Source organism: Methylotenera mobilis JLW8, assembly GCF_000023705.1.
GTDB classification, from domain to species: Bacteria; Pseudomonadota; Gammaproteobacteria; order Burkholderiales; family Methylophilaceae; genus Methylotenera; species Methylotenera mobilis.
In genome coordinates, this window is the sequence record NC_012968.1 from 1,626,459 (window position 1) to 1,648,100 (window position 21,642).

At 44.8% G+C, this 21,642-nt stretch carries 21 protein-coding genes; 9 read left to right on the top strand and 12 right to left on the bottom strand.

Features of this window, described 5'->3' with window-relative positions:
• Nucleotides 1-7 precede the first annotated feature (7 nt).
• From MMOL_RS07510 to cueR, 8 genes are all read right to left on the bottom strand, one after another.
• Entirely contained in the window at nt 8-1,273 is a 1,266-nt protein-coding gene (locus MMOL_RS07510; RefSeq protein WP_015832420.1) for a TolC family protein, read from the bottom strand.
• A 93-nt stretch (nt 1,274-1,366) separates the two neighbouring features.
• Complete coding sequence (locus tag MMOL_RS11925; protein WP_015832421.1) at nt 1,367-1,789, bottom strand: hypothetical protein; 423 nt, start codon at nt 1,787-1,789, stop codon at nt 1,367-1,369.
• Nucleotides 1,776-4,901: an efflux RND transporter permease subunit gene (locus tag MMOL_RS07520; RefSeq protein ID WP_015832422.1), complete on the bottom strand. Its 3,126-nt coding sequence runs from the start codon at nt 4,899-4,901 to the stop codon at nt 1,776-1,778. Before MMOL_RS07520 ends, MMOL_RS11925 begins: the two co-directional genes overlap by 14 nt.
• Complete coding sequence (locus MMOL_RS07525; RefSeq protein WP_049764480.1) at nt 4,898-6,427, bottom strand: efflux RND transporter periplasmic adaptor subunit; 1,530 nt, start codon at nt 6,425-6,427, stop codon at nt 4,898-4,900. Before MMOL_RS07525 ends, MMOL_RS07520 begins: the two co-directional genes overlap by 4 nt.
• A gap of 119 nt (nt 6,428-6,546) precedes the next feature.
• Nucleotides 6,547-6,867: a hypothetical protein gene (locus tag MMOL_RS07530; protein WP_015832424.1), complete on the bottom strand. Its 321-nt coding sequence runs from the start codon at nt 6,865-6,867 to the stop codon at nt 6,547-6,549.
• A gap of 3 nt (nt 6,868-6,870) precedes the next feature.
• Nucleotides 6,871-8,136: a TolC family protein gene (locus tag MMOL_RS07535; protein WP_041928558.1), complete on the bottom strand. Its 1,266-nt coding sequence runs from the start codon at nt 8,134-8,136 to the stop codon at nt 6,871-6,873.
• Between the two features lie 104 nt (nt 8,137-8,240).
• A complete protein-coding gene (locus MMOL_RS12150; protein ID WP_015832426.1) occupies nt 8,241-8,597 on the bottom strand; it encodes a hypothetical protein in 357 nt (118 codons plus the stop codon).
• Between the two features lie 263 nt (nt 8,598-8,860).
• The gene (gene cueR / locus MMOL_RS07545; protein ID WP_015832427.1) at nt 8,861-9,271 is read right to left on the bottom strand and encodes a Cu(I)-responsive transcriptional regulator; all 411 of its coding nucleotides are present in this window, start codon (nt 9,269-9,271) and stop codon (nt 8,861-8,863) included.
• Between the two features lie 201 nt (nt 9,272-9,472).
• Here cueR and MMOL_RS07550 point away from each other — a divergent pair, with 201 nt between their 5' ends.
• From MMOL_RS07550 to MMOL_RS07570, 4 genes are all read left to right on the top strand, one after another.
• Nucleotides 9,473-9,667, top strand: coding sequence for a heavy-metal-associated domain-containing protein (locus MMOL_RS07550; protein ID WP_015832428.1), 195 nt, complete (start codon nt 9,473-9,475; stop codon nt 9,665-9,667).
• 29 nt (nt 9,668-9,696) lie between these two features.
• Nucleotides 9,697-10,026, top strand: a complete 330-nt coding sequence (locus MMOL_RS07555) for a copper-binding protein (RefSeq protein ID WP_015832429.1) — start codon at nt 9,697-9,699, stop codon at nt 10,024-10,026.
• Nucleotides 10,027-10,102: 76 nt separating this feature from the next.
• Complete coding sequence (locus MMOL_RS07560) at nt 10,103-12,403, top strand: heavy metal translocating P-type ATPase (protein WP_015832430.1); 2,301 nt, start codon at nt 10,103-10,105, stop codon at nt 12,401-12,403.
• 433 nt (nt 12,404-12,836) lie between these two features.
• The gene (locus MMOL_RS07570; RefSeq protein WP_041928765.1) at nt 12,837-13,529 is read left to right on the top strand and encodes a hypothetical protein; all 693 of its coding nucleotides are present in this window, start codon (nt 12,837-12,839) and stop codon (nt 13,527-13,529) included.
• 392 nt (nt 13,530-13,921) lie between these two features.
• Here the strand turns inward: MMOL_RS07570 and MMOL_RS07575 are convergent, their stop codons facing one another.
• Together MMOL_RS07575 and MMOL_RS07580 are read right to left on the bottom strand one after the other, a co-directional pair.
• Nucleotides 13,922-15,112: an ammonium transporter gene (locus tag MMOL_RS07575; protein WP_015832433.1), complete on the bottom strand. Its 1,191-nt coding sequence runs from the start codon at nt 15,110-15,112 to the stop codon at nt 13,922-13,924.
• A 178-nt stretch (nt 15,113-15,290) separates the two neighbouring features.
• Entirely contained in the window at nt 15,291-15,965 is a 675-nt protein-coding gene (locus MMOL_RS07580) for a hypothetical protein (protein WP_015832434.1), read from the bottom strand.
• Nucleotides 15,966-16,132: 167 nt separating this feature from the next.
• Here MMOL_RS07580 and MMOL_RS07585 point away from each other — a divergent pair, with 167 nt between their 5' ends.
• From MMOL_RS07585 to MMOL_RS07605, 5 genes are all read left to right on the top strand, one after another.
• Nucleotides 16,133-17,302: a PilT/PilU family type 4a pilus ATPase gene (locus tag MMOL_RS07585; RefSeq protein ID WP_015832435.1), complete on the top strand. Its 1,170-nt coding sequence runs from the start codon at nt 16,133-16,135 to the stop codon at nt 17,300-17,302.
• Nucleotides 17,303-17,318: 16 nt separating this feature from the next.
• Nucleotides 17,319-17,630, top strand: a complete 312-nt coding sequence (locus MMOL_RS07590; protein ID WP_015832436.1) for a DUF3301 domain-containing protein — start codon at nt 17,319-17,321, stop codon at nt 17,628-17,630.
• Nucleotides 17,631-17,642: 12 nt separating this feature from the next.
• Nucleotides 17,643-18,536: a tRNA glutamyl-Q(34) synthetase GluQRS gene (gene gluQRS, locus MMOL_RS07595; protein WP_015832437.1), complete on the top strand. Its 894-nt coding sequence runs from the start codon at nt 17,643-17,645 to the stop codon at nt 18,534-18,536.
• 89 nt (nt 18,537-18,625) lie between these two features.
• Nucleotides 18,626-19,537: an Hsp33 family molecular chaperone HslO gene (gene hslO / locus MMOL_RS07600; RefSeq protein WP_015832438.1), complete on the top strand. Its 912-nt coding sequence runs from the start codon at nt 18,626-18,628 to the stop codon at nt 19,535-19,537.
• 57 nt (nt 19,538-19,594) lie between these two features.
• Nucleotides 19,595-20,221: a LysE family translocator gene (locus MMOL_RS07605; RefSeq protein WP_015832439.1), complete on the top strand. Its 627-nt coding sequence runs from the start codon at nt 19,595-19,597 to the stop codon at nt 20,219-20,221.
• A 43-nt stretch (nt 20,222-20,264) separates the two neighbouring features.
• On the opposite strand, the gene MMOL_RS07610 is transcribed toward MMOL_RS07605, so the two are convergent.
• Complete coding sequence (locus MMOL_RS07610) at nt 20,265-20,804, bottom strand: pilin (RefSeq protein WP_015832440.1); 540 nt, start codon at nt 20,802-20,804, stop codon at nt 20,265-20,267.
• 25 nt (nt 20,805-20,829) lie between these two features.
• Nucleotides 20,830-21,621 (bottom strand): TrmH family RNA methyltransferase, encoded by a 792-nt coding sequence (locus MMOL_RS07615; protein ID WP_015832441.1) that lies wholly within the window; start codon nt 21,619-21,621, stop codon nt 20,830-20,832.
• Nucleotides 21,622-21,642 lie beyond the last annotated feature (21 nt).

The following is a 21,642-nucleotide window of genomic DNA, read 5'->3' on the forward strand; positions in this document are numbered from 1 at the left end:
TCGCCTCCTAAGGCTTTACTGCAGTTTCAGGCATAGCATCACCGAGGATTCGTTTGATATCAGCTGATGCCTGATGCGCGTCTAGTAATGCATTGATGTACTGTGACTTGGCCTGAAACAAAGTACGCTGTGCATCCAGTACATCTAGATAGTTAAATTTGCCAAACTCAAAACCTTTGGTGGCGGCATCAAAGGCACTTTGCGCACCAGGCAGAATCTCTTTCTGCAATGTATCAACTGATTGCCGCGCTGTACTTAGCCGCTCGTACGCGCCACCCAGTTGAGTTTCCAACTGAACTCTAAATGCCACCAATTCGTCACGAGCTTTATCTGTGCGGCTGACCGCTACTTGCAGATTGCCTTGGTTACGGTCAAAGACTGGAATGGGTATGGAGAAACCTAATACAGCTTGATTTAACCCAAGCTCCTCATTACGTTTCGCGCCAATACTTAACGTTAAATCTGGTGTGCGCTTTGTGTTTTCGATATTGACTTGTGCTTGGCGAACATCAATTTCAAGTTTTGCACGTTGAATAGAAGGTGCATTGTCCAGCATGTTTGAGAGTTCTTGCAGTGAAGGTATCGCAGGAATATTCTCTATCTGGCCTACCGTCTGCATGAATTTTGGGAAAGGGCTACCCCACAACGAAGCCAATCGCTTACGTGCTGTATTGAGTGTACTCGTTGCTTGATTCGCTTCGATTTTAATGCCGGACTCTGCAACCTTTGATTTGGTTTCTTCTACAGGAGATATTTTTCCTGCCTGTACTTTCTTTGATGCAGCCTCTCTTGCTTGCTTCGCAACATCTAGTGAAGAGGTAGCCAGACTCAGTCGCTCTTGGGCCGCTAGTACACTATAAAATGCAGCCTGTACATTGGCATAGACTTCAGACTTTTTGATAGCAATATCCGTATTCACCGCATCATATCGAATGTCTGCAGACTTAATGCGATTATCGCGTTTATTTCCCATCTCTATAGGTTGTTCTAGCAGTATAGTGGTTTGCCGCGTTGAGTTACGAGCATCTTCCATCAATGTAGAGATCGATGGATTCGGTCTTGTAGCGGCTTGCATCCTTACGCCAGCTATTGCCTCAAGCTCTCGTAATGCAACCGACAGGTCAGGATTAGCACTTAATGCTAGGTGAAGTGCATCGGTTAAGGTAATGCTGCCTGTAGGCTCCAACAGGGTTGAGTCTGAAGTATTCTCATCAGCCTTAACCACCGTTGAGACTGATATTAGAAAAATGAAAAATATATAAAATATGCGCATTGAACTCTCCAAAATAAAAAGGACGAATTCAGCGAGACGAAGTGACTTAAATCTTTACGCTAGATAAATTATGAGGTTTGACTTCCCGCTGAATTAAACAGCGGCAAGCCAATTAGGACGATCAGGATGACGCGGAGTGACGTCAGCATAAGAGTAAACAATGGTGATAATAGTTATGCTCTCTGTCACAGCCGATGGTAGTGACAATATAGAAACCATAGACTTCATAGATCCAAGATGGCAATAAGGACAATCATTATCTGTATCAGACTTTGAATGATCAGCGCCAATGGCGGGTAACTGAGACAGAGATTTATCGCTATCCGCCTTATTAGCATCGTGGCTTAAATAAGAGACCTTCAAGCCAAGCTCATGCGGGCAGTACTGTGCAGCAACTGCCCATGTAGATTCCATGAGGAATACTACAATCAAGAGTTTTAGAAAGATTTTAATCATTAGGTTAAGTATATCAGAGTGAAAGTAATTCTCAATTAGTATCGATTCAGGATTTAGCATAGCTCCGCTTCAGAAGGATATAAGCTGCGGGCAATACGAACAGTGATAATAATGGAGCTGTCAGCATTCCTCCTACCATAGGCGCTGCAATACGGCTCATTGCCTCCGAACCTGTACCTGTGCCAATTAAGATAGGTATCAAACCAGCTAGAATCACTGCCACTGTCATGGCTTTTGGCCTAACCCTAAGTGCTGCCCCTTCAATCAAAGCAGCATAATAATCCTCTTTATTATTGAGTTTACCGGCAGCTTTATAACGCGCTATTGCGTCATCTAAATACACCAACATGATGATGCCAAACTCTGCAGCCAGACCCGATAAAGCAATCATGCCCACACCACTTGCAATCGAGAAGTGATGTCCTAAGAAGTACAGAAACCATACCGCTCCTACTAATGCAAACGGCAAACTACCCAAAATAAGCAAAGCCGGTGTCATGCGCTTAAAGGCTAGAAATAACAAAATAAAGATAATACCTAAGGTCATTGGCACAACGTAACTTAGCCTTTTGGATGCTCGTTCGAAGTATTCAAACTGACCAGACCATGCAAGCGAATAGCCCGCTGGCAATTGCAACTCTTTATCCAACATCGCTTTCGCATCTTTAACAAAGCTAACCAAATCTCGATCATGAATATCTACATATACCCAAACATTAGGCCGTGCGTTCTCACTCTTAATCATAGGTGGGCCATCAGTCACTTTAACCTCAGCCACTTCACCTAAGGGCACGGTAGCTCCTTGCTCAGTGATGATAGGTAATGACTTTAGCTTTTCTACAGAATCACGTAACTCTCTTGGGAATCGAACATTGATTGGAAAGCGAGCGAGCCCTTCAATTTTTTCACCTATGTTATCACCACCAATCGCAGTAGATACCAACATCTGCACATCATCAATATTTAAGCCGTAACGTGCGATTTTTAGCCTATCAATTTGCACATCAATGTAACGCCCGCCAGTGACTCGCTCAGCAATCACCGAGCTGGCTCCTGGTACTTTTTTCATGAGCCTTTCGACTTCTTCACCCAGCTTTTCTAAGGTAGCTAAATCAGCCCCACCAATCTTGATACCAACCGGACTTTTAATGCCGGTAGATAGCATATCGATACGGTTACGAATTGGCTGCACCCATACGTTGGCCATACCTGGGATTTTCAGTCGTGCATCAAGTTCTTTGACTAGTTTTTCAGGTGTCATACCTGCACGCCATTCATCACGAGGCTTAAATTGAATGGTGGTTTCCAACATCTCCAATGGCGCGGGATCTGTCGCTGTTTCAGCACGACCGGTTTTACCAAACACTGACTTTACCTCAGGTACGGTTTTGATGAGTCTGTCACTCAATTGCAGTATTTCAGAGGCTTTGGAAACAGACAGCCCAGGCAACGCCGTTGGCATATAGAGCAAGTCACCTTCATCCAAGGGTGGCATGAATTCACTACCAAGCTTACTTAGAGGATATAACGTGATCAGCACTAATATTAGGGCGACGCCTAATGTAACTTTTGGGTAGTGTAAGACTTTACTGAGCAGTGGCTTATAAATGGCGATCAAGCCACGATTGAGTGGGTTGTCATGCTCAGGTCGTATATGTCCACGAATGAAGATTGTCATCAGCACAGGAATCAATGTCACGGATAATCCTGCGGCTGCGGCCATCGCATAAGTCTTGGTAAAAGCTAAAGGCGCGAATAACTTACCTTCTTGCGCTTCTAAGGTGAATACCGGAATGAACGACAACGTGATTATCAGCAAGGAAAAGAACAATGCCGGTCCAACTTCGCTGGCGGCATCAATAATGACTTTTATGCGCTGACTGTTATTTGGTTCGCCATGCTCATTTTTATAGTTTTCAAGCTGCCTATGGGCATTTTCTATCATCACAATAGCGGCATCGACCATGGCACCGATGGCAATGGCGATACCACCCAGCGACATGATATTGGCATTAACGCCTTGATAGTACATGACGATAAAGCTGACCAGCACACCGATAGGCAAAGCGACAATCGCGACTAGCGCTGAGCGGAAGTGCCATAAAAATACAGCACACACCAAGGCCACCACGATGAACTCTTCAATCAATTTGTGCGTTAGGTTATCTACTGCACGTTTAATCAGTTGCGACCGGTCATAGGTAGTTACAATCTCTACACCTTCAGGCAAGCTCTTCTTGAGGGTAGCAAGTTTGGCTTTCACTGCATCAATGGCTTCTAGCGCATTTTTCCCAGCACGCATCACAATGACGCCACCTGTCACTTCACCTTCGCCATTCAGTTCTGCAACACCTCGTCTTAATTCAGGCCCGATTTGAATGTGCGCAACATCAGACAAAAGTATAGGAGTGCCGCTATTGCTCACCATGAGTGGGATGTTACGGAAATCCTCAAGTGATTCTAAGTATCCATGCGCACGAACCATGTATTCAGCTTCCGCGGTTTCCACCACTGCACCGCCAGTTTCCTGGTTGGCAGATTGAATTGCAGACACGACCTTAGATAGAGGTATACGGTAATTGCGTAACTTATCAGGATCAACCTGTACCTGATACTGACGCACCATACCACCTAGTGTCGCTACCTCAGCTACACCAGGAATGGTCTTCAATTCAAACTTGAGGAACCAGTCCTGTAGTGCTCGCAGCTCTCCCAAATCATGTTTGCCACTTTTATCTACTAAAGCGTATTCATATACCCAGCCCACGCCTGTCGCATCAGGGCCCAAGCTAGGATTTGCGCCTTTGGGCAACTTTGAGGAAATCTGGCTCAAGTATTCCAGTACGCGAGAGCGTGCCCAATATTGGTCGGTACCATCGTTGAATAATATATAAACGAAGGAGTCGCCAAAGAATGAATAGCCACGCACAGTCTTCACACCAGGCACGGAAAGCATGGTTGTAGTGAGTGGATAAGTCAGCTGGTTCTCAACAATCTGCGGCGCTTGGCCAGGCCATTGGGTACGAATGATGACTTGCGTGTCGGATAAGTCAGGAATCGCATCTAAAGGCGTTTTAAGCATGGCGAATACTCCCCATGCAATCACCATCAGAGTTGCCAGCAATACCAGCAAGCGATTATTGGCTGACCAGCGGATGAGCTGAGCAATCATGGTTTGGCTCCCTTCATGCTGCCTTTCATCTCTGGTGCCTTTTCAACACGGTCAATCATGTATTGCGTTGGCATCCCAGGTTTTTCTGGTGCTTCTGCTTTCAAATCGAACTCCACTTCATCGTCAGCTTTGAGATTACTGAGTTGCTTGCTGTCTTTAACTTTGAAGCCCATGGTCATAGATGGCCAACCAAGCTCAGCGATTGGTTCATGATTCAACGTGACATGGTTTGACTTAGGATCTACGTCAATTACTTTGCCTCGGCCTTTGGGCATTTTTTCAGCCAACATTGCTGTGTCTTTACTCATTTGTATGTCACTGCTTTGACCCATGCCTTTATCCATCGCTTTATCTTGTTGGGAAAGTCGCGCCAACACACCAGATAGAGATGCCTCAGAATCAATTAGGAACTGGCCTGAAACCACGACATCTTCGCCTTCAGCTAAACCAGCTAAAATTTCAGTACGGCTATCTAGCTCCTGTCCTGTTTTAATTTCCACCGGACGATAACCATTCACTTCCTTCACAATCACGACTTTGCGCTTACCAGTCGCGATAACGCTTTCGGTAGGTACAGACAGCGCTTCGTGCGCTTGCCCTGTGAATTTGACATTGGCATACATGCCAGGGCGTAAGCGGTTACCTTTGTTAGGTAATTCGATACGTACCTGCAAGGTTCTGGAGCTGTCGTTCAATATCGGATAGAGATAACCGACTTTGCCTTTGAATACTTCACCAGGCAGACTTTGTAACTGCACATCTGTGGCAATCCCTGGTTTCAATCTGGCGGCATCACGCTCAGGCACTTCTGCAATCATCCATACTTGGGAGAGGTCGGAGATTTGTACCAATGAGCTGCCAGCCATCAATTGACCACCTTGGCGCACACCTAGCTCAGTGACGATTCCCGATGCAGGAGCATATACGCCAAACCTTGGACTAGATTTACCCGACTTCGTAATGACAGCAATCTCACCTTCAGTCATGCCAAGTAATTTGAGTCGATTGCGTGCAGCCTGTTTGAGAGAGTTATCACTGTCTACACTGTTTAGTTCCAGTAAAGCTAGATACTCTTGCTGAGCTGCCAGCAAATCGGGTGCATAGATTTCAGCAATTTTTTGGCCTTTGCTGACTGGGTCACCTACAGCGCGAACGGATAGACGCTCTACGAATCCTGGAATGCGCGTTTGCACTACGTAAAAGCGACGCTCGTCTGGCTCGATGCGACCTACAGCTGAAAAGGATTCACCAAAACTTTTAGTGGATACCTTCTCAAGTCTAATCCCTAAGTTCTGAGCGGTTTGTGATGAAATTGCTACGCCGCCTTCCTCGCCATTGCTACCTTCATTGGCATATTTGGGCTCAAGCATCATGTCCATGAAAGGAGACTTACCAGGCTTATCGAACTTCTGATTTGGCACCATGGGGTCATACCAGTATTTAACGGTTTTGCCGCTACCGTCTTGAACGACTCCATTAATGGATTGGGCTATTTTTGAATCGCTGGCTGATGTATTGCTGCCCATAGGCGATTGCGCGGACCTTTGCCCCAAAAGCCAACCTAATCCTGCAACTAGGGTTAGTAAAATTAACACTATTATTAAATGGAGTCGCTTCATTTTATTTCCTTAGTATTTGCGCTTAATTACTCTGCGTACTTTGGAGACAGCTTCATATCCATGAATGGAGACTGACCGGACTTGCTGAAGTGTCTACCTGGCACCATTGGGTCTTCCCAGTACAGGACTTTCTTACCGCTCGCATCTTGCTCCACATTGCTGCCACTCAGGTCATTGGCATCAATTTCATTCGGTAGCTTCACAGCAGGCTTAGCCTCCATAGGTGTTTCCATCGCGGGCATTTCTGCTTTAGGTGCTTGACTGGTGGCTTCAGTATTTTCTTGTTTAGAACAAGCGGCTACCGCCACTAAGAATGTTGCCAATACTAAAATTTGTGTGGTTTTCATGATTTATTCCTTTTCAATTTTTTTAAATAAACGACTATCATTTAATAAATAGCCAATTTTGACGGCAGCGCGTTGCTTGTCTGTCAAAATTGTCCAGTGGTCTAACTCGATATCCAGAACATCCCGACGAGCGTCCCAGACATCACTAAGTGGCTGTTTGCCAGACTGATAGGCTGCCTGAGCGATACGTAACTTAGCTTCAGCATTGGGGATAAGTTTTATGATGTGCTCGCTTTCACGGGCTTCAGCTGCTTCAGCATCTGCCATTGCACTTTCAAGTTCAGAGGAGAGCTCACGCCGTTTGTCTTCGGTCAGCTTGCGTGCCTTCTCGACTAGTACGAGTTTTTCCGCAGTGCGGCGGTCTTGTCGATTAGTACGATCTAACTGCAGATCAATCGAAACCTGAAAGCTGAGCATATCGCTGCGATCATTAAACCGCTTGCCATAGCCTACTTCCCAGCCCCAATTACGCTCCAAGTTGGCTTGGGCACTATCTACATCATATTGCGCAACTTTCTCTGTTTGATGGGCATTACGTACCAATGGATGCTGTTCAAGCGCTGACTGTGTAGCGTCTTGATTCAAGCTATTAGTCATCACCGGCAGTTCAGACGAGATTGGACGAGATGCAGATTTACCTATCCAGCGCGCTAGAGCAGCACGTGCTTTACGCTCATCGCGTTGTGCAAAGATGCGCTTTTCATTGGTCATGGAGGTTTGCGTATCCATGCGCAAGACATCACTGGATTTAGCGCTGCCAGAACTCACACTGGCAGCCAGCACTTTACGCTCTGCTGTCATATCATCGACTATGCGTTGGTAAAGCTCAGATTTACGCTGCGCCTCATACACATCCAGCCAAGCCAAAGCGACATCGCGCTCAATGGTTCTAGCAGTCGCAATTTGCTCAGTGTGGAACTGATCTGCCTCTGCCAGCATCCGGTTTGAAGCGACCTCACGTTTTTTTCGTGGAATGATGTCTTGCGAGATTCCAACATTGACCATGGTTTGGTCATCACGGTTATAACGTAAAGCATCACCTGTTGTGACGGGAAGATTAATGACTCCAAACTTTACTTTGGGGTCTGGCAGTTGCCCTTCTGCAATGGCCGCTTGGCGCGAAGAGGCAGCTGCATCATCAAGTGATTGCAGCAAGGGCTGGTTTTGTGTGGCTAATTGTATGGTTTCAGCTAATGTCAGTGCTTCTTCTGCTTTCGCAGAAGCAACTTTTAAAGACAATGCCAACACCACCATTATGCTAAACCACATGCATATTACTCTTGGCGTATAAGCCAATCTGGGGGCGTTCATGAGAGCTCTCCTAAACTTAAATGTGCAAATTTAGGGCGTAATTACGCCCTAATGGCAACAATTCAAGCTGGAGGCTTTAACGGCGGGGATAGATCTACGGATTTTTCGGATGAGACAAAACTAGGGAATGAAGCTGTTGCAGAAACAGCCAGGAAATACTTAGTGGGCGATTCGATTACTGTAACTTGCACGAACTGACAACTTGCACCCATCGCACAAGATTTATGTTCATTACTCGATTTATGCTTGTCTTTACTCATGGAGGCTTCATGACAGTTTTTCATACCAACCATGCTATCTGAATGCATAGAAGTCATAATCGAATGCGAAGCACATGAAGTAGCGCAAATGGCTGCCAGCGCCGGGGTTGAAGCCAACGCCAGAATTAACACTATTGCAATTGCACGGAACATTTTCATTATGGAGCTACTCTATCACTTCAAACTTTTTTCAACAAGTTTCTGTTGGTTCAGGATTAAAAGTCTGCTTTGGGCTGAAAGCTGCGACCACATGCGGCTCAATGCGAAATTTCGTTTAATAATTACGAATGGCAGAAAAATCAGCAAAGCAGAGAATTAGTTTAATAAAGCATTTTCACGTATTTATTATTACACAACTATTTTGAATTTAATTGATGTTAATCAACTAGCTGATGACTTGCGTTTTAGTTGTTAAGTTAGACTCATATTTCGTCAATTGCCAGCTCATCGAGTATCGGGCAATCAGGGCGCTCATCGCCATGACAACATTTTACTAAGTGTGATAATTCAGACTTCATCGCATTCAACTCTTTTATCTTTTGATCTAGCACCTCAATATGTTTGATGGCTAATGACTTGACCTTGCTGCTTGAGCGGTTCTTGTCACGCCATAAGCTTAACAATGCTGCAATTTGCTTAATTGAAAATCCTAAGTCTCTAGAGTGCTTTATAAATCTCAGCATATGAACGTCACGTTGGTTGTAGGTTCTGTACCCAGAAATCGTTCTTGATGCAGCTGGAAGTAGCTCTACCTTCTCGTAATGACGAATCATTTTTGCAGATATGCCAGAAGCATTCGCCGCTTCTCCAATATTGTAAAAGTCATTATCCATAAAAAATCCTTACTCTAAAGTTGGGACTGAAACTCATCATCAATCTAAATGTTTATTACTGAATTTATTTACCCTAACAATGCTAATGCTTTCCACTATTGTAAGGTCAAGAAGTAATTTAATAAAAAACGCTTGACCTTACAATTGTTGGAAGCTTTAGAGTGATTGTACATTCACATTTTCTATAAAGAAGAGCCTATTATGTATATATTAAGAGTACAAAATATGAACTGTGGAGGTTGTGTTAATACAATCAAAAAAACCATTCAACAAATAGACGCGTTGGCGGTGATTGATGTTGAACTATCTACAAAAACATTACGTGTTAATTCGGCCATGCCCGAAGCAGTAATTATTCAAGCAATATCTGATGCTGGGTTTCAGCCATTACGATAAATTTTTATATTCTTAAAAGGAGAGTTGAAATGAATAAAATATTAATTGTTATATTCACAACATTTTTGAGTTTAGCCTCTTTAGTGTCCTTAGCTAATGACGCACATCACCCAAGTAAAGAGATACAAAAGAGCTATTCTGCAAGAGGCGAAGTAGTGGCTCTGGATACTGAGTTAAGCAAAGTGAAATTAAAGCACGAACCTGTTCCAGCGCTAAACTGGCCAGGGATGACTATGTTCTTTAAAGTTGCTGATAAGTCACTATTAGATACAGTTAAAATTGGAGATCAAGTTGATTTTGGGTTCGTAAAAGTAGAAGGTGAATCCCCATTAGTCATCAATATAAAGCCTGTTGATTGAAGAAAGGACGTGGCTGGATACTAAACATTTTTCGATATTTGGCTCATCTGCATCAATTGTCCCAGGAGCGAAGGTTATGGATATGAAGAACAATACTAATACGATGAAAGATCCAGTTTGTGGAATGAATGTTTCTGACCAGTCACAACATTCTGCAAAGCATGCAGGAGCAATGTTCTATTTTTGTAGCAATAAATGCAAAGGTAAGTTTCTAGAAAATCCAGCTCTATATCATCAACCTCAACCTGTAAATGATGACCAAATTTCAGCTGAGTTAAGCGCCAAAGGGACTATATATACATGCCCGATGCATCCCGAAGTACGGCAGGACTCTCCAGGCGTCTGTCCAAAGTGCGGCATGTCATTGGAGCCAGAGCTACCGAGCCTTGAGGAAGACGAAAGTCCGGAATTAATAGATTTTAAACGGCGTTTTTTTTGGACATTGCCATTAACCGTTGTTGTTACAGTTTTGGCAATGTTAGGTCACAGGCTACAATGGTTTGAGATGGCGACTCAAAGCTGGATTGAGCTCATTATTTCTTTGCCGATTGTATTATGGGCAGGCTGGCCTTTCTTCCAACGAGGCGTCCAATCAATAATTAACCGTAAACCTAATATGTGGACCTTAATTGGTCTCGGTACTTCAGCTGCATTTATTTACAGTGTAATAGCAACAGCATTACCTGATTTTTTCCCAGATTCATTTATCGATATGGGCCGAGTGTCTGTCTACTTTGAAGCCGCTGCAGTCATCATTTCACTTACCTTACTTGGTCAGGTCCTTGAGCTTAAGGCACGATCACAGACATCTGCAGCTATCAAATCATTACTGGGTTTGGCACCTAAGTCAGCTCGTAAAATTAATACCGATGGTACAGAGCAGGATGTGCCCTTGACGCATGTGCATGTTGGCGACACTCTTCGCGTCCGTCCTGGTGAAAAGGTACCTGTTGATGGCGTTGTGATTGAGGGAGTTAGCGCAGTTGATGAGTCTATGCTTACAGGTGAACCTGTTCCAGTGACAAAACGCGTTGGAGATAAACTGATAGGAGCAACATTAAATACAAGTGGTACATTAGTGTTAAGAGCTGAAAAGGTGGGAACTCAAACTGTTCTTTCAAGTATTGTGCAAATGGTTATGCAAGCGCAACGATCAAGAGCACCTATGCAGCGCATTGCTGATCATGTTGCAGGGTACTTTGTTATAACAGTCGTACTTATCTCGCTACTGACATTTTTTGTGTGGGGCGTGTTTGGCCCAGAGCCAAGCTGGGTATACGGGCTCATTAATGCTGTTGCTGTGCTTATTATTGCCTGTCCATGTGCGCTAGGATTGGCAACACCAATGTCAATTATGGTTGCTACAGGAAAAGCAGCCTCTCAAGGAGTGTTGTTCCGCGATGCAGCAGCGATTGAAAATTTCAGAAAAATAGACACCATTATTGTTGATAAAACTGGAACGCTAACCGAAGGTAAACCACGGTTTGATCGAGTATTTGCAAATCAAGGGTATACGGAAGAAGAAGTGCTTCGTCTCGCAGCAAGCTTAGACCAAGGGAGCGAACATCCTTTGGCCGATGCTATTTTGCAAGAAGCTCGTGATCGGAAACTCCGGCTAGAAAAAGTAGAAAGCTTCGACTCAATCTCTGGCATAGGTGTAAAAGGTATAGTCGGCGGAAGGTCGCTTGCATTAGGAAACAGTGCTCTGATGACACAAATTGGAGTTTCATATGAAGAGCTAAAGTTACAGGCTGAAAATTTAAGGGCGGAGGGAGCAAGTGTCATGGTGTTGGCAGTGGATGGAAATGTGGCTGGTTTATTAGCTGTTTCTGATCCTATTAAAGCTAGTTCATTAGATGCGTTAAATATCCTTAGGTCTTTTAACATTCGTGTCATCATGGCTACTGGTGATGGCCTAGTTACAGCAAAATTTGTAGCTGCTAAATTGGGTATTAGTGAGATCTATGGGGAGGTCAGGCCAGCCGACAAATTAGCATTGGTAGATAAGCTACAACGTGAAGGAAGAATTGTTGCAATGGCAGGAGACGGTATTAATGATGCCCCAGCATTGGCAAAAGCTAATGTGGGTATTGCGATGGGAACAGGAACTGATGTTGCAATGAATAGTGCCCAAGTAACGCTTGTAAAAGGTGATCTGCGTGGTATTGCGCAAGCGAGAGCAATTTCTGAGCAGACAATAATCAATATGAAGCAAAACCTGACATTTGCCTTTGTTTACAACTCGCTCGGTGTTCCTTTGGCCGCGGGCCTGCTTTTCCCACTTACTGGATGGCTACTTTCACCGATGATAGCGGCTCTTGCCATGAGTTTGAGTTCTGTTTCAGTAATTGCAAATGCGCTAAGGTTGAAATCTTAAAGTTATAAATCCACAAAAGCGTTTATTTGTTTAGTTTTTGATTTAATTAATACTGGTTAATTCACGAAAGTTTAATGTCAGCGTTGTTCCACGTTTCTGCCAGTCGCTTTTCATAAATGAACGTCTGCTTTGGGCCGAAAGCAGTCACTTACTAACAAGCATAAGCATGACTTACCATGCATTTTTAGTTGCAACTTATGAGGAAAAACTTGGAGCTTGTGAGACCACTTATATGTCCGCTTTGGAGTTGATCCAGTTGATACTGGAATTTTCGCAAACCTTTTCTATAAGCACTACCGAAAGCTCAGAAATCTTATTTTGCTACATGAGTTCTTTTACGCTACTAGTTACACCTCTGGCGGACGCACAGTAAATACAATCCATACATGAGGCTGTAACCTAAAATAAATAAAACTAGAATAAAATGGCAACAATGAAAAAACTGTTACTTTTACCTATCCTGCTATACGCACACCCCGCATGGTCAGCTCGTCCTTTTGTTACCGATGATGCACGATTAACCAACGCAGAGAGCTGTCAGCTTGAAAGTTGGACTCGCATATACCCAAACAGCACTGAGTTCTGGGCTTTGCCTGCCTGCAACCCTACAGGTAACCTTGAGGTGACTCTAGGTGCTGGCTTGTCTATGGCTAGTGATACAAAGGACACATCAGACTATGTGATACAAGCTAAGACTTTATTCAAAGCCCTTGAAACTAACGGATGGGGAATAGGCTTTGCAATTGGTAAGGTTTACCACCCAGCGGTAACTCCTAGCGCAAACCAACTCGGAAACACTTATGCGTATATTCCGTTCTCAGCATCCTTTAACGATGACAAAATAGTAATGCACCTAAATGCGGGCGTGCTGCATGACCATGCGTCCAACAAAGACAACATGACTTGGGGTGTCGGTGGTGAGTTCAAGGCTTCACCGAGGTTTACAGGGGTTTTAGAAGTATACGGAGACCATCAATCAAACCCCTTCACTCAAGCTGGCATAAGGATGTCTGTTATACCTGACCTGTTTCAAGTAGACGCTACCTTGGGGAGACAGCTCAATGGTGTGAATGATAACCAGTGGGTTTCATTTGGGCTTCGCATTACACCTGATAAGCTATTCTAAGACCTAGAGGGGTAGGTGCCACAAACTTTTCACGGAATTTTCCGACTCTACAGACCGAATTAAGGGACATTAAGGTTGTGACATAAAAGAGCTGTAAATTTAAAGCCATGTAGAAACTGCGTAAAACTACACCTTGATACAAAATTTCATCATTAGTATCAACTCTTCTTAAAAGTACCAATCACATAAAATTTGAATTAGTTACCGACTTTACACTGCTTTGGTTACCAACTTTAAACGTCAGAGAGCAGTAGATAAAGATTACCCTACAAAAAAGCCCTGATTTCTCAGGGCTTTTTAAATTATCTGTTAAGACAGACTTTAGTTCTATCGACAGACTTTATTACTCGCCGACAGACTTTATTAATTTCTATCAATGGCCAATTTAAAGATTAATCATTAGTTGTAGATGGAATTTTATGAATGGTCAAATCTGCGCCGTCATACTCTTCCTCTGCGGTCAATCTAATACCAACCAATTGCTTCAAGGCGCCATACACAGCAAAACCACCCACCAAGGCAACTGTTACACCGGTTGCTGTACCAACCAATTGCGATACAAAGCTTACGCCACCCATTCCACCTAATGCTTTAAGTCCAAAAATACCGGCGGCTATACCACCCCAAGCACCACATAGGCCATGCAACGGCCACACGCCAAGCACATCGTCAATTTTCCAGCGCTGCTGGGTTAAGGTAAAGGTCAACACAAATAGCACGCCAGCAATTGCGCCAGTTGCCAATGCACCTAGCGGATGCATTACATCAGAACCGGCACAAACCGCAACCAAACCAGCTAAAGGGCCATTGTGCACAAAACCCGGGTCATTTTTACCCATCACCAAAGCTGCTAAAGTACCACCCACCATTGCCATCAAGGAGTTCACGGCAACCAAACCGCTAATACCTTGTACAGCCTGTGCAGACATCACGTTAAAGCCAAACCAGCCTACGGTCAGTATCCATGCACCTAATGCAAGAAACGGAATATTTGACGGTGGGTACGCATGCAAACGACCATCTTTACTATAGCGGCCATTACGTGCACCGAGCAAAATCACGGCAGCAAGTGCGATCCATCCGCCCATCGCATGCACCACAACCGAACCTGCAAAATCATGAAATGACGCACCAGTCGCCACCTTTAGCCACTCTTGCAAACCGTAATGGTTATTCCATGCAATCCCTTCAAAAAACGGGTACACAAAACCAACCAAGGTAAAAGTAGCAAACATTTGCGGATTAAATTTCGCACGTTCGGCAATGCCGCCGGAAATAATCGCCGGAATCGCCGCGGCAAATGTCAGTAAAAAGAAAAACTTGACTAGACCGAATCCATTTTTAGCAGCCAGCACGTCAGCGCCACTAAAAAAATCTACGCCATAGGCAATGCTGTAGCCAATAAAAAAGTAAGCAATGGTAGAAACTGAAAAATCCACCATGATCTTAACCAGTGCATTGACCTGATTCTTATGCCTGACTGTACCCACCTCTAAAAATGCAAAACCTGCGTGCATTGCAAGCACCATAATGGCGCCAAGCAATACAAATAAAACATCATTTGCTGAGACTAATGCTTCCATTTCAATCACCTATTAACATTTTAAGCCCCGCAAAATAAGCAAATATCACGCCAAAACATAACCTATTGTTTTGTATAGAACTTGCATAACACAGCATGGAATTATTGCACTAACATTGTGCAACACATGGTGCATTGCACTAAATATGTGCAATCCAACTCAAGAGATGGTTTCAAAACTAGATTAATGCGTTACCAGCGCCCTCTTTCAACACCATGCTAGCAGCATCCGGGTTACCTGACCAAAAATGATAAAACTCACGCACGACTACCAAAAACAAGCGGCGACTATGCTTAATGCTGAATAAGGGCAAGGTCTGATCCACTGCCGCACGATAGGCCTTGCTGTCTTTATCTGGTGCGGTGCGCAAGCGGATTAATATGATTTTCGCCAGCTTCATACGTGTATCCACCAAAGACTGCTCAGCCCCTTCATAACGCAAAGCTTGGGTATATGCTTTTAAAGGCCAGTTTTCAGCGGCCTCAAACTTCTCTGTTTCTAATCTATCAGATAACGCTTTGAGTGATGCCTGTACTGGTCGCCAGTCTATAGGCTTAACATCAAAACCAGGGTTAATGTTTAAAGCAGCAATCGCTTTAAAATCTTTCATCCAAAACGGATAAAATTCACGTGCAGCGGTAAGACTATCATGCCAAGCATCTGCTGGAACTGAGTCCATCACATTTTCAACAATATCTCGATAGACTTCACCGTTAGACACCTGTCCAACAAGCTTTTCAGCTAAAAGATCAATAAACAAGCAGCGCCTATGTAGCACATCACTTTTTGCGCCTTTAGCCTGCAACAATTTTAAGTAAGCATCGATGGCTTCTTTTTCACGTATTTCATTCATGCAGTAATGGCTCTTATCAATAATCCCATGCAACAATAGCTGATGAAGCGAATGTTCGCTTACAATTAAATTAAGTACAATTGCCGACAACAAGCGTGAAAGTGACGACTTGTTAATTATGGATGAACTCGTGCCATATTGTAACCCCAATAGATAAGGTTTCTTGAATGACAAACGAACAAGCACTTAATTACATGCATAACCTTTTACGTGGCATGCTTGATAAGAAAGCCTCGGATTTATTCATTTCCGCAGACTTTCCTCCCGCCATGAAAATTGATGGCAAGATGACACCAGTTACTCAGCAGAAACTGAGCGGTGAACATACCAAAGCCTTTGCTGATGCGTTGATGAATGAAAAGCAACGCACCGAATTTGCAACAGAAAAAGAATGTAATTTTGCGATCTGGCCTAAAAATATAGGCCGCTTCCGGGTGAATGTATTTGTACAACAAGAAAAAGTCGGCATGGTGCTACGTACCATTACCACTGAAATTCCTAAGTTTGACGATTTAGGCCTGCCTGACACGCTGCAAGACGTAATGCTTACTAAGCGCGGGCTAGTGATTCTAGTAGGCGGCACCGGCTCGGGTAAGTCCACCACGCTAGCCGCGCTGATTGATTACCGCAATGAAAACACGTTTGGCCACATCATTACCGTAGAAGACCCGGTAGAGTACGTGCACCAAAGTAAGAACTGCCTGGTCACCCATCGCGAGGTAGGTAGAGATACCAACGGATGGTTTAACGCGCTAAAAAATACATTACGCCAAGCCCCTGATGTGATTTTAATTGGCGAAATCCGCGATAGAGAAACCATGGAGTTTGCGCTAGCATTTGCAGAAACCGGCCATCTTTGTATGGCCACCTTGCACGCCAACAGCGCCAACCAAGCGATTGACCGCATCATTAACTTCTTCCCTGAAGAGCGTCACGCGCAGTTGCATATGGACTTATCGCTCAATCTGAAAGCGTTCATCTCGCAACGTCTGGTTTCCAGAACCGGTGGCGGTCGCTGTGCTGCCATTGAAATCTTGCTTAACTCACCGCTGATCTCTGACCTGATTTTAAAGGGTGAAACGAACATGATTAAAGAAGTGATGGCTAAATCTACCGAGCTTGGTATGCAAACATTTGATCAAGCCCTCTTTAATTTATGCGAGGAAGGCCGCATTACTGAAGATGATGCCCTGCGTAATGCAGACTCAATTAACGAGTTGCGCTTACGATTTAAGTTACATGGTAAAAATGCAGGCAAGACTAAGAGTTCGTCCAATTTTGATAGCTTGTCACTACATGAAGATGAGCCTGATGAATCCGAGCTAGACCCTACATAGGAATGAGTGAGTATTAATGGAAATAATGTTAATTATTATCCTACTGGCCATCGGCTGGTTTTGGATAGACAGTTTAAACAAACGTGAACGTGCCATTCTGCTTGGTAGCGAACTTTCGGCTAGATTCAATCTGCAGTTGCTAGATGAGTCTGTCGCCTGCAGCAGAATATGGCTAGGGCGTAATCGCCGTGGCCGCGTGCAATTTTTACGCACTTACGAGTTTGATGTCAGCGCCAGCGGTAATGACCGCCTGCACTGCCAGCTCATGCTATTGGGTAACCAGCTAGGCTACTGGCATATTCCGCCCTACCTACAACCAGTGAATTAAATTTTCACCAATATGTACATTGGCCGCTTCGCCCCCTCGCCCACAGGGCCTATGCACTTTGGTTCGCTGGTGGCGGCTGTTGCCAGCTTTTGTGAAGCAAGAGTCAACCAAGGGCGATGGTTAGTACGCATGGAAGATTTAGACAAACCACGTGAAATTCAAGGGGCGGCAGATACAATACTAAAGCAGCTAGCAGCATTTGGCTTTGAGTGGGACGACACAGTGGTTTACCAAAGCCAGCGAAGTGAGCTTTATGCTGACGCACTCAACCAACTCAATAACAAGCAGCTGATATACCCATGCACCTGCACCCGCAAGGAAATTGCCGACTCCAGCACGGCTTTCGGCATTGATGGGCGCATCTATCCCCAGACTTGCTTGCATAAAGCAACCAAGCCTAACACTGCCATTGCTTGGCGCATCAAAACTCATGACGCCACCATTAGCTTTCATGACAAGATTCAGCACGGAGTACAACAACATATTGGCCTAGATGTAGGTGATTTTATCTTAAAGCGTGCAGATGGCTTATTTGCCTACCAGCTGGCAGTGGTGGTAGATGATGCCGCGCAAGGCATCACACATATCGTGCGTGGCGCAGACTTACTAAATTCCACGCCTCGCCAGATATATCTGCAGCAGGAGCTTGGCTTCCCCACGCCACAATATGCACACGTGCCAGTTGCTGCTAATGCCAACCATGAAAAGCTCAGCAAACAAACTTTAGCAAAACCCATAGAAATTGGCACTGCCAGCCAGTTACTTTACGATGCATTATGTTTTTTAGGGCAGCAACCACCCGCCAGTATCAGCACTGCACCGTTAAATACAATATGGCAGTGGGCGCTTGCGTATTGGTCAATATTGGCCGTACCGCAAACCAAGCAGATTATCATTGCCAGCTAACGCATAATGCCAACAACACATAACGTGTGGATATCAAAAACTCCATCCAAACATTTTTGAATGCTGCACGCTAATGTTAAAATGTCGGGATGAATAAACTACCAGACACCCTACAACGTTTTGTTTTTGAAAACACGCCGATACGTGGCAACCTTGTTAACCTCACCAGCACACTACAACTAGCGCTGAACAAACAGCACCTGCCTGTTGGCCTAAAACGCGCGCTGGGCGAGCTAATGGCCGCCAGTGCATTGCTGACCGCCACCCTTAAAATGAGCGGCTCACTTGTACTGCAAATTCAAAGCAAGGGCGCGCTAAAATTATTGGTGGTTGAATGCAACTCAGATTTTGGCATCCGTGCCACCGCCAAGTGGAAAGGTGAAGTATCAGACGAACAAAGCCTGTTCGACCTCATGTCACAAGGGCAATTCATGATCACGCTAGACCCCAAAGATGGCCGTCAGGCGTATCAGGGAATCGTTGCGCTAGAGGGCGACAGCATCAGCACCATTCTAGAAAACTACATGCTACGCTCAGAGCAAATTGACACCAAAATCTGGCTACATTGCGATGGCAACGCCGCGGCAGGCATGCTGCTGCAAAAATTGCCGGATACCATGAACCAAGTCACTAAAACTGAAGACCTTAGCGCACAGGACTTAGACGCATGGAATCGTATTGGGCATTTAGCTGATACGATTACCGACGACGAGCTACTCAACCTGCCGACAGAAACCATACTCACGCGCCTATTCCACGAGGAAGATGTACGATTATTTGAAGCGAGCAATACCAAGTTTCATTGCAGCTGTTCGCGTGAAAGTGTTTCCGGTATGTTGCGCATGCTAGGCAACGATGAAATCACCAGCATCATTGAGGAGCAAGGCAAAATTGAAGTGAACTGTGACTTTTGTAACGCTCACTACAGCTTTGATAAAGTGGATGCCACGCAACTAATGGTCAGTGAAGTCACCACAAAAGCGCACCCAGAAGTACATTAAGCACGGCTAAAAAGCGTTAGGCCGTATGAGTTTTCACGCGAGCTTGGAGTCGCAAATATGATACCGGTAGACGCTCTTCTATTGTTTTTCGCTGCATCAGTTGCACTGGCGATTGCACCTGGCCCGGACAACATATTTGTCCTCACCCAGTCTGCCATAAACGGCAAAAAGTCAGGCTTCATCATTACGCTTGGTCTTTGCACAGGACTGTTGTTCCACATTTCAGCCGTGGCGCTTGGCGTAGCTGCTATATTTAAAACTTCAACACTTGCTTTTACCATTCTAAAAACGGTAGGCGCGGCCTACCTGCTTTATCTCGCATGGCAAGCATTTCGCGCAGGCGCTACTGACATTTCTAACGCCGCAAATCAAAAACAAGGTGGTTGGGCACTGTATAGTCGCGGTGTTTTGATGAACATTACAAACCCTAAGGTGGCAATCTTCTTTTTGTCATTCTTGCCGCAGTTCGCAGATCCCGCGCGCGGCTCAATTCCGCTACAAATCATCATGCTCGGCATAGTTTTCATCATCGCCGCCCTTATTGTTTTTAGCTGTATCGCATGGGCAGCAAGTTACATCTCTCACTGGCTTAATAGCTCCAAGCGTGGTCAATTGGTAATCAACCGCGTGGCGGGCGTTGTTTTTATTGGTTTGGCATGTCGCCTCGCACTCAGCAAACAATGAGCTTAGATAATTGATTTAGGTACTTAAGTTTAGGTACTACGGCCTACCTACATAGTCGCGGCAAATACTCATCCGGTATATTGGTTTTGTTTTCGCCCTTTACCACCATATTGTCTGGGGCTTTTGCGTTTCCACACACCCATGCTACAGGCACCACTTTAGACTCTTCTATCACCGCTGGTCGCAGGCTCAGCACTTTGTCTTTGATTTTGGGGTGTGCCTTATTGCCAAAGGTCATATGGATTACGCCATTTTCAATCTTGGTATCAGAAATAAAGTTACTCACCACTTTATCGCTACTGGGTAAATCGGCAGCTGCATTATCCGCCAACATCACCTGAGAGGTCGCCCATGCCGCAGCGATTGGTGCTTTGGCAATATCGGCTAACGGCAATGCCGCGGTGATTTGCTCTTTAATAATACGGCCCATGCTGGACGGAATCGCCACCATAGCCAAAATACCCATAATCACAACGATTGCCATCATTTCTATCAAACTAAACCCACGCTGGGCTGGCCGAGTGGCACACCCAACCGTTTGGTTTGTATCTGCTTGATATTCAGTGACTGGGTAGTTAAACATTACTACATCCTTATTTTCAAAAGGTTTACGTCAAAGACGCCTGACGCATCCGCTCAAATAAACAGACCGCCGCTGCCGCACCCGCATTGAGAGACTCTACCGAGCCCAATGCAGTGTTTGCCATCGGGATAGTAATCCGTTTGCTGGTCGCCGCCATGGTTTGTTTACGTAGCCCAGCTCCCTCATTACCAATCACAAAAGCTGTAGGCGCAGATAAATCCTGAGCATAAAGAGACTCACCCTGCATGGCGGTAGCATAACTATTACCGTCAAACTCCTGCAGTGCGTTAATTAAATCTACGCGCTCCACAATAGGCAGTACAAATTGTGCGCCCTGCCCGCCGCGCAGCGCTTTGGGCGACCATACATCAGTACAGCTAGTACTTAGATAAACCACATCAACACCGGATGCAGCCGCTGTGCGCAGCATACTGCCAATATTACCTGGGTCTTGTATGTCCTCTAGCATCAATACAAATTCTGGCTGCTCTGGAACAGGTAGTTGCGGTATTTTTACAAGCGCCAAAATGCCGGTAGCATTGGCCACCGGGGTCAGCTCTGCGAACATTAATGTAGGCAGCATAATGGTTGAAATATCCGCCAAATTCTGTATCAAACCGGTAGCTTCTACGCTACTTTTACCTTCAGGAATAATGATTAAATCCGGCTCACCAAAAGTGTCCATATACGATTCAATCAAATGTACGCCATCTAGCAAGGTTTTGCCCTCAGCCCTACGCTCGCGCGCATTGTCTGCAAATTTCTTGAGTTGCTTAAAAACTGGGTTGTCGCGGGAGATGATGTGCTTAAAAGACATATAACAATGGTGTGTGAATTA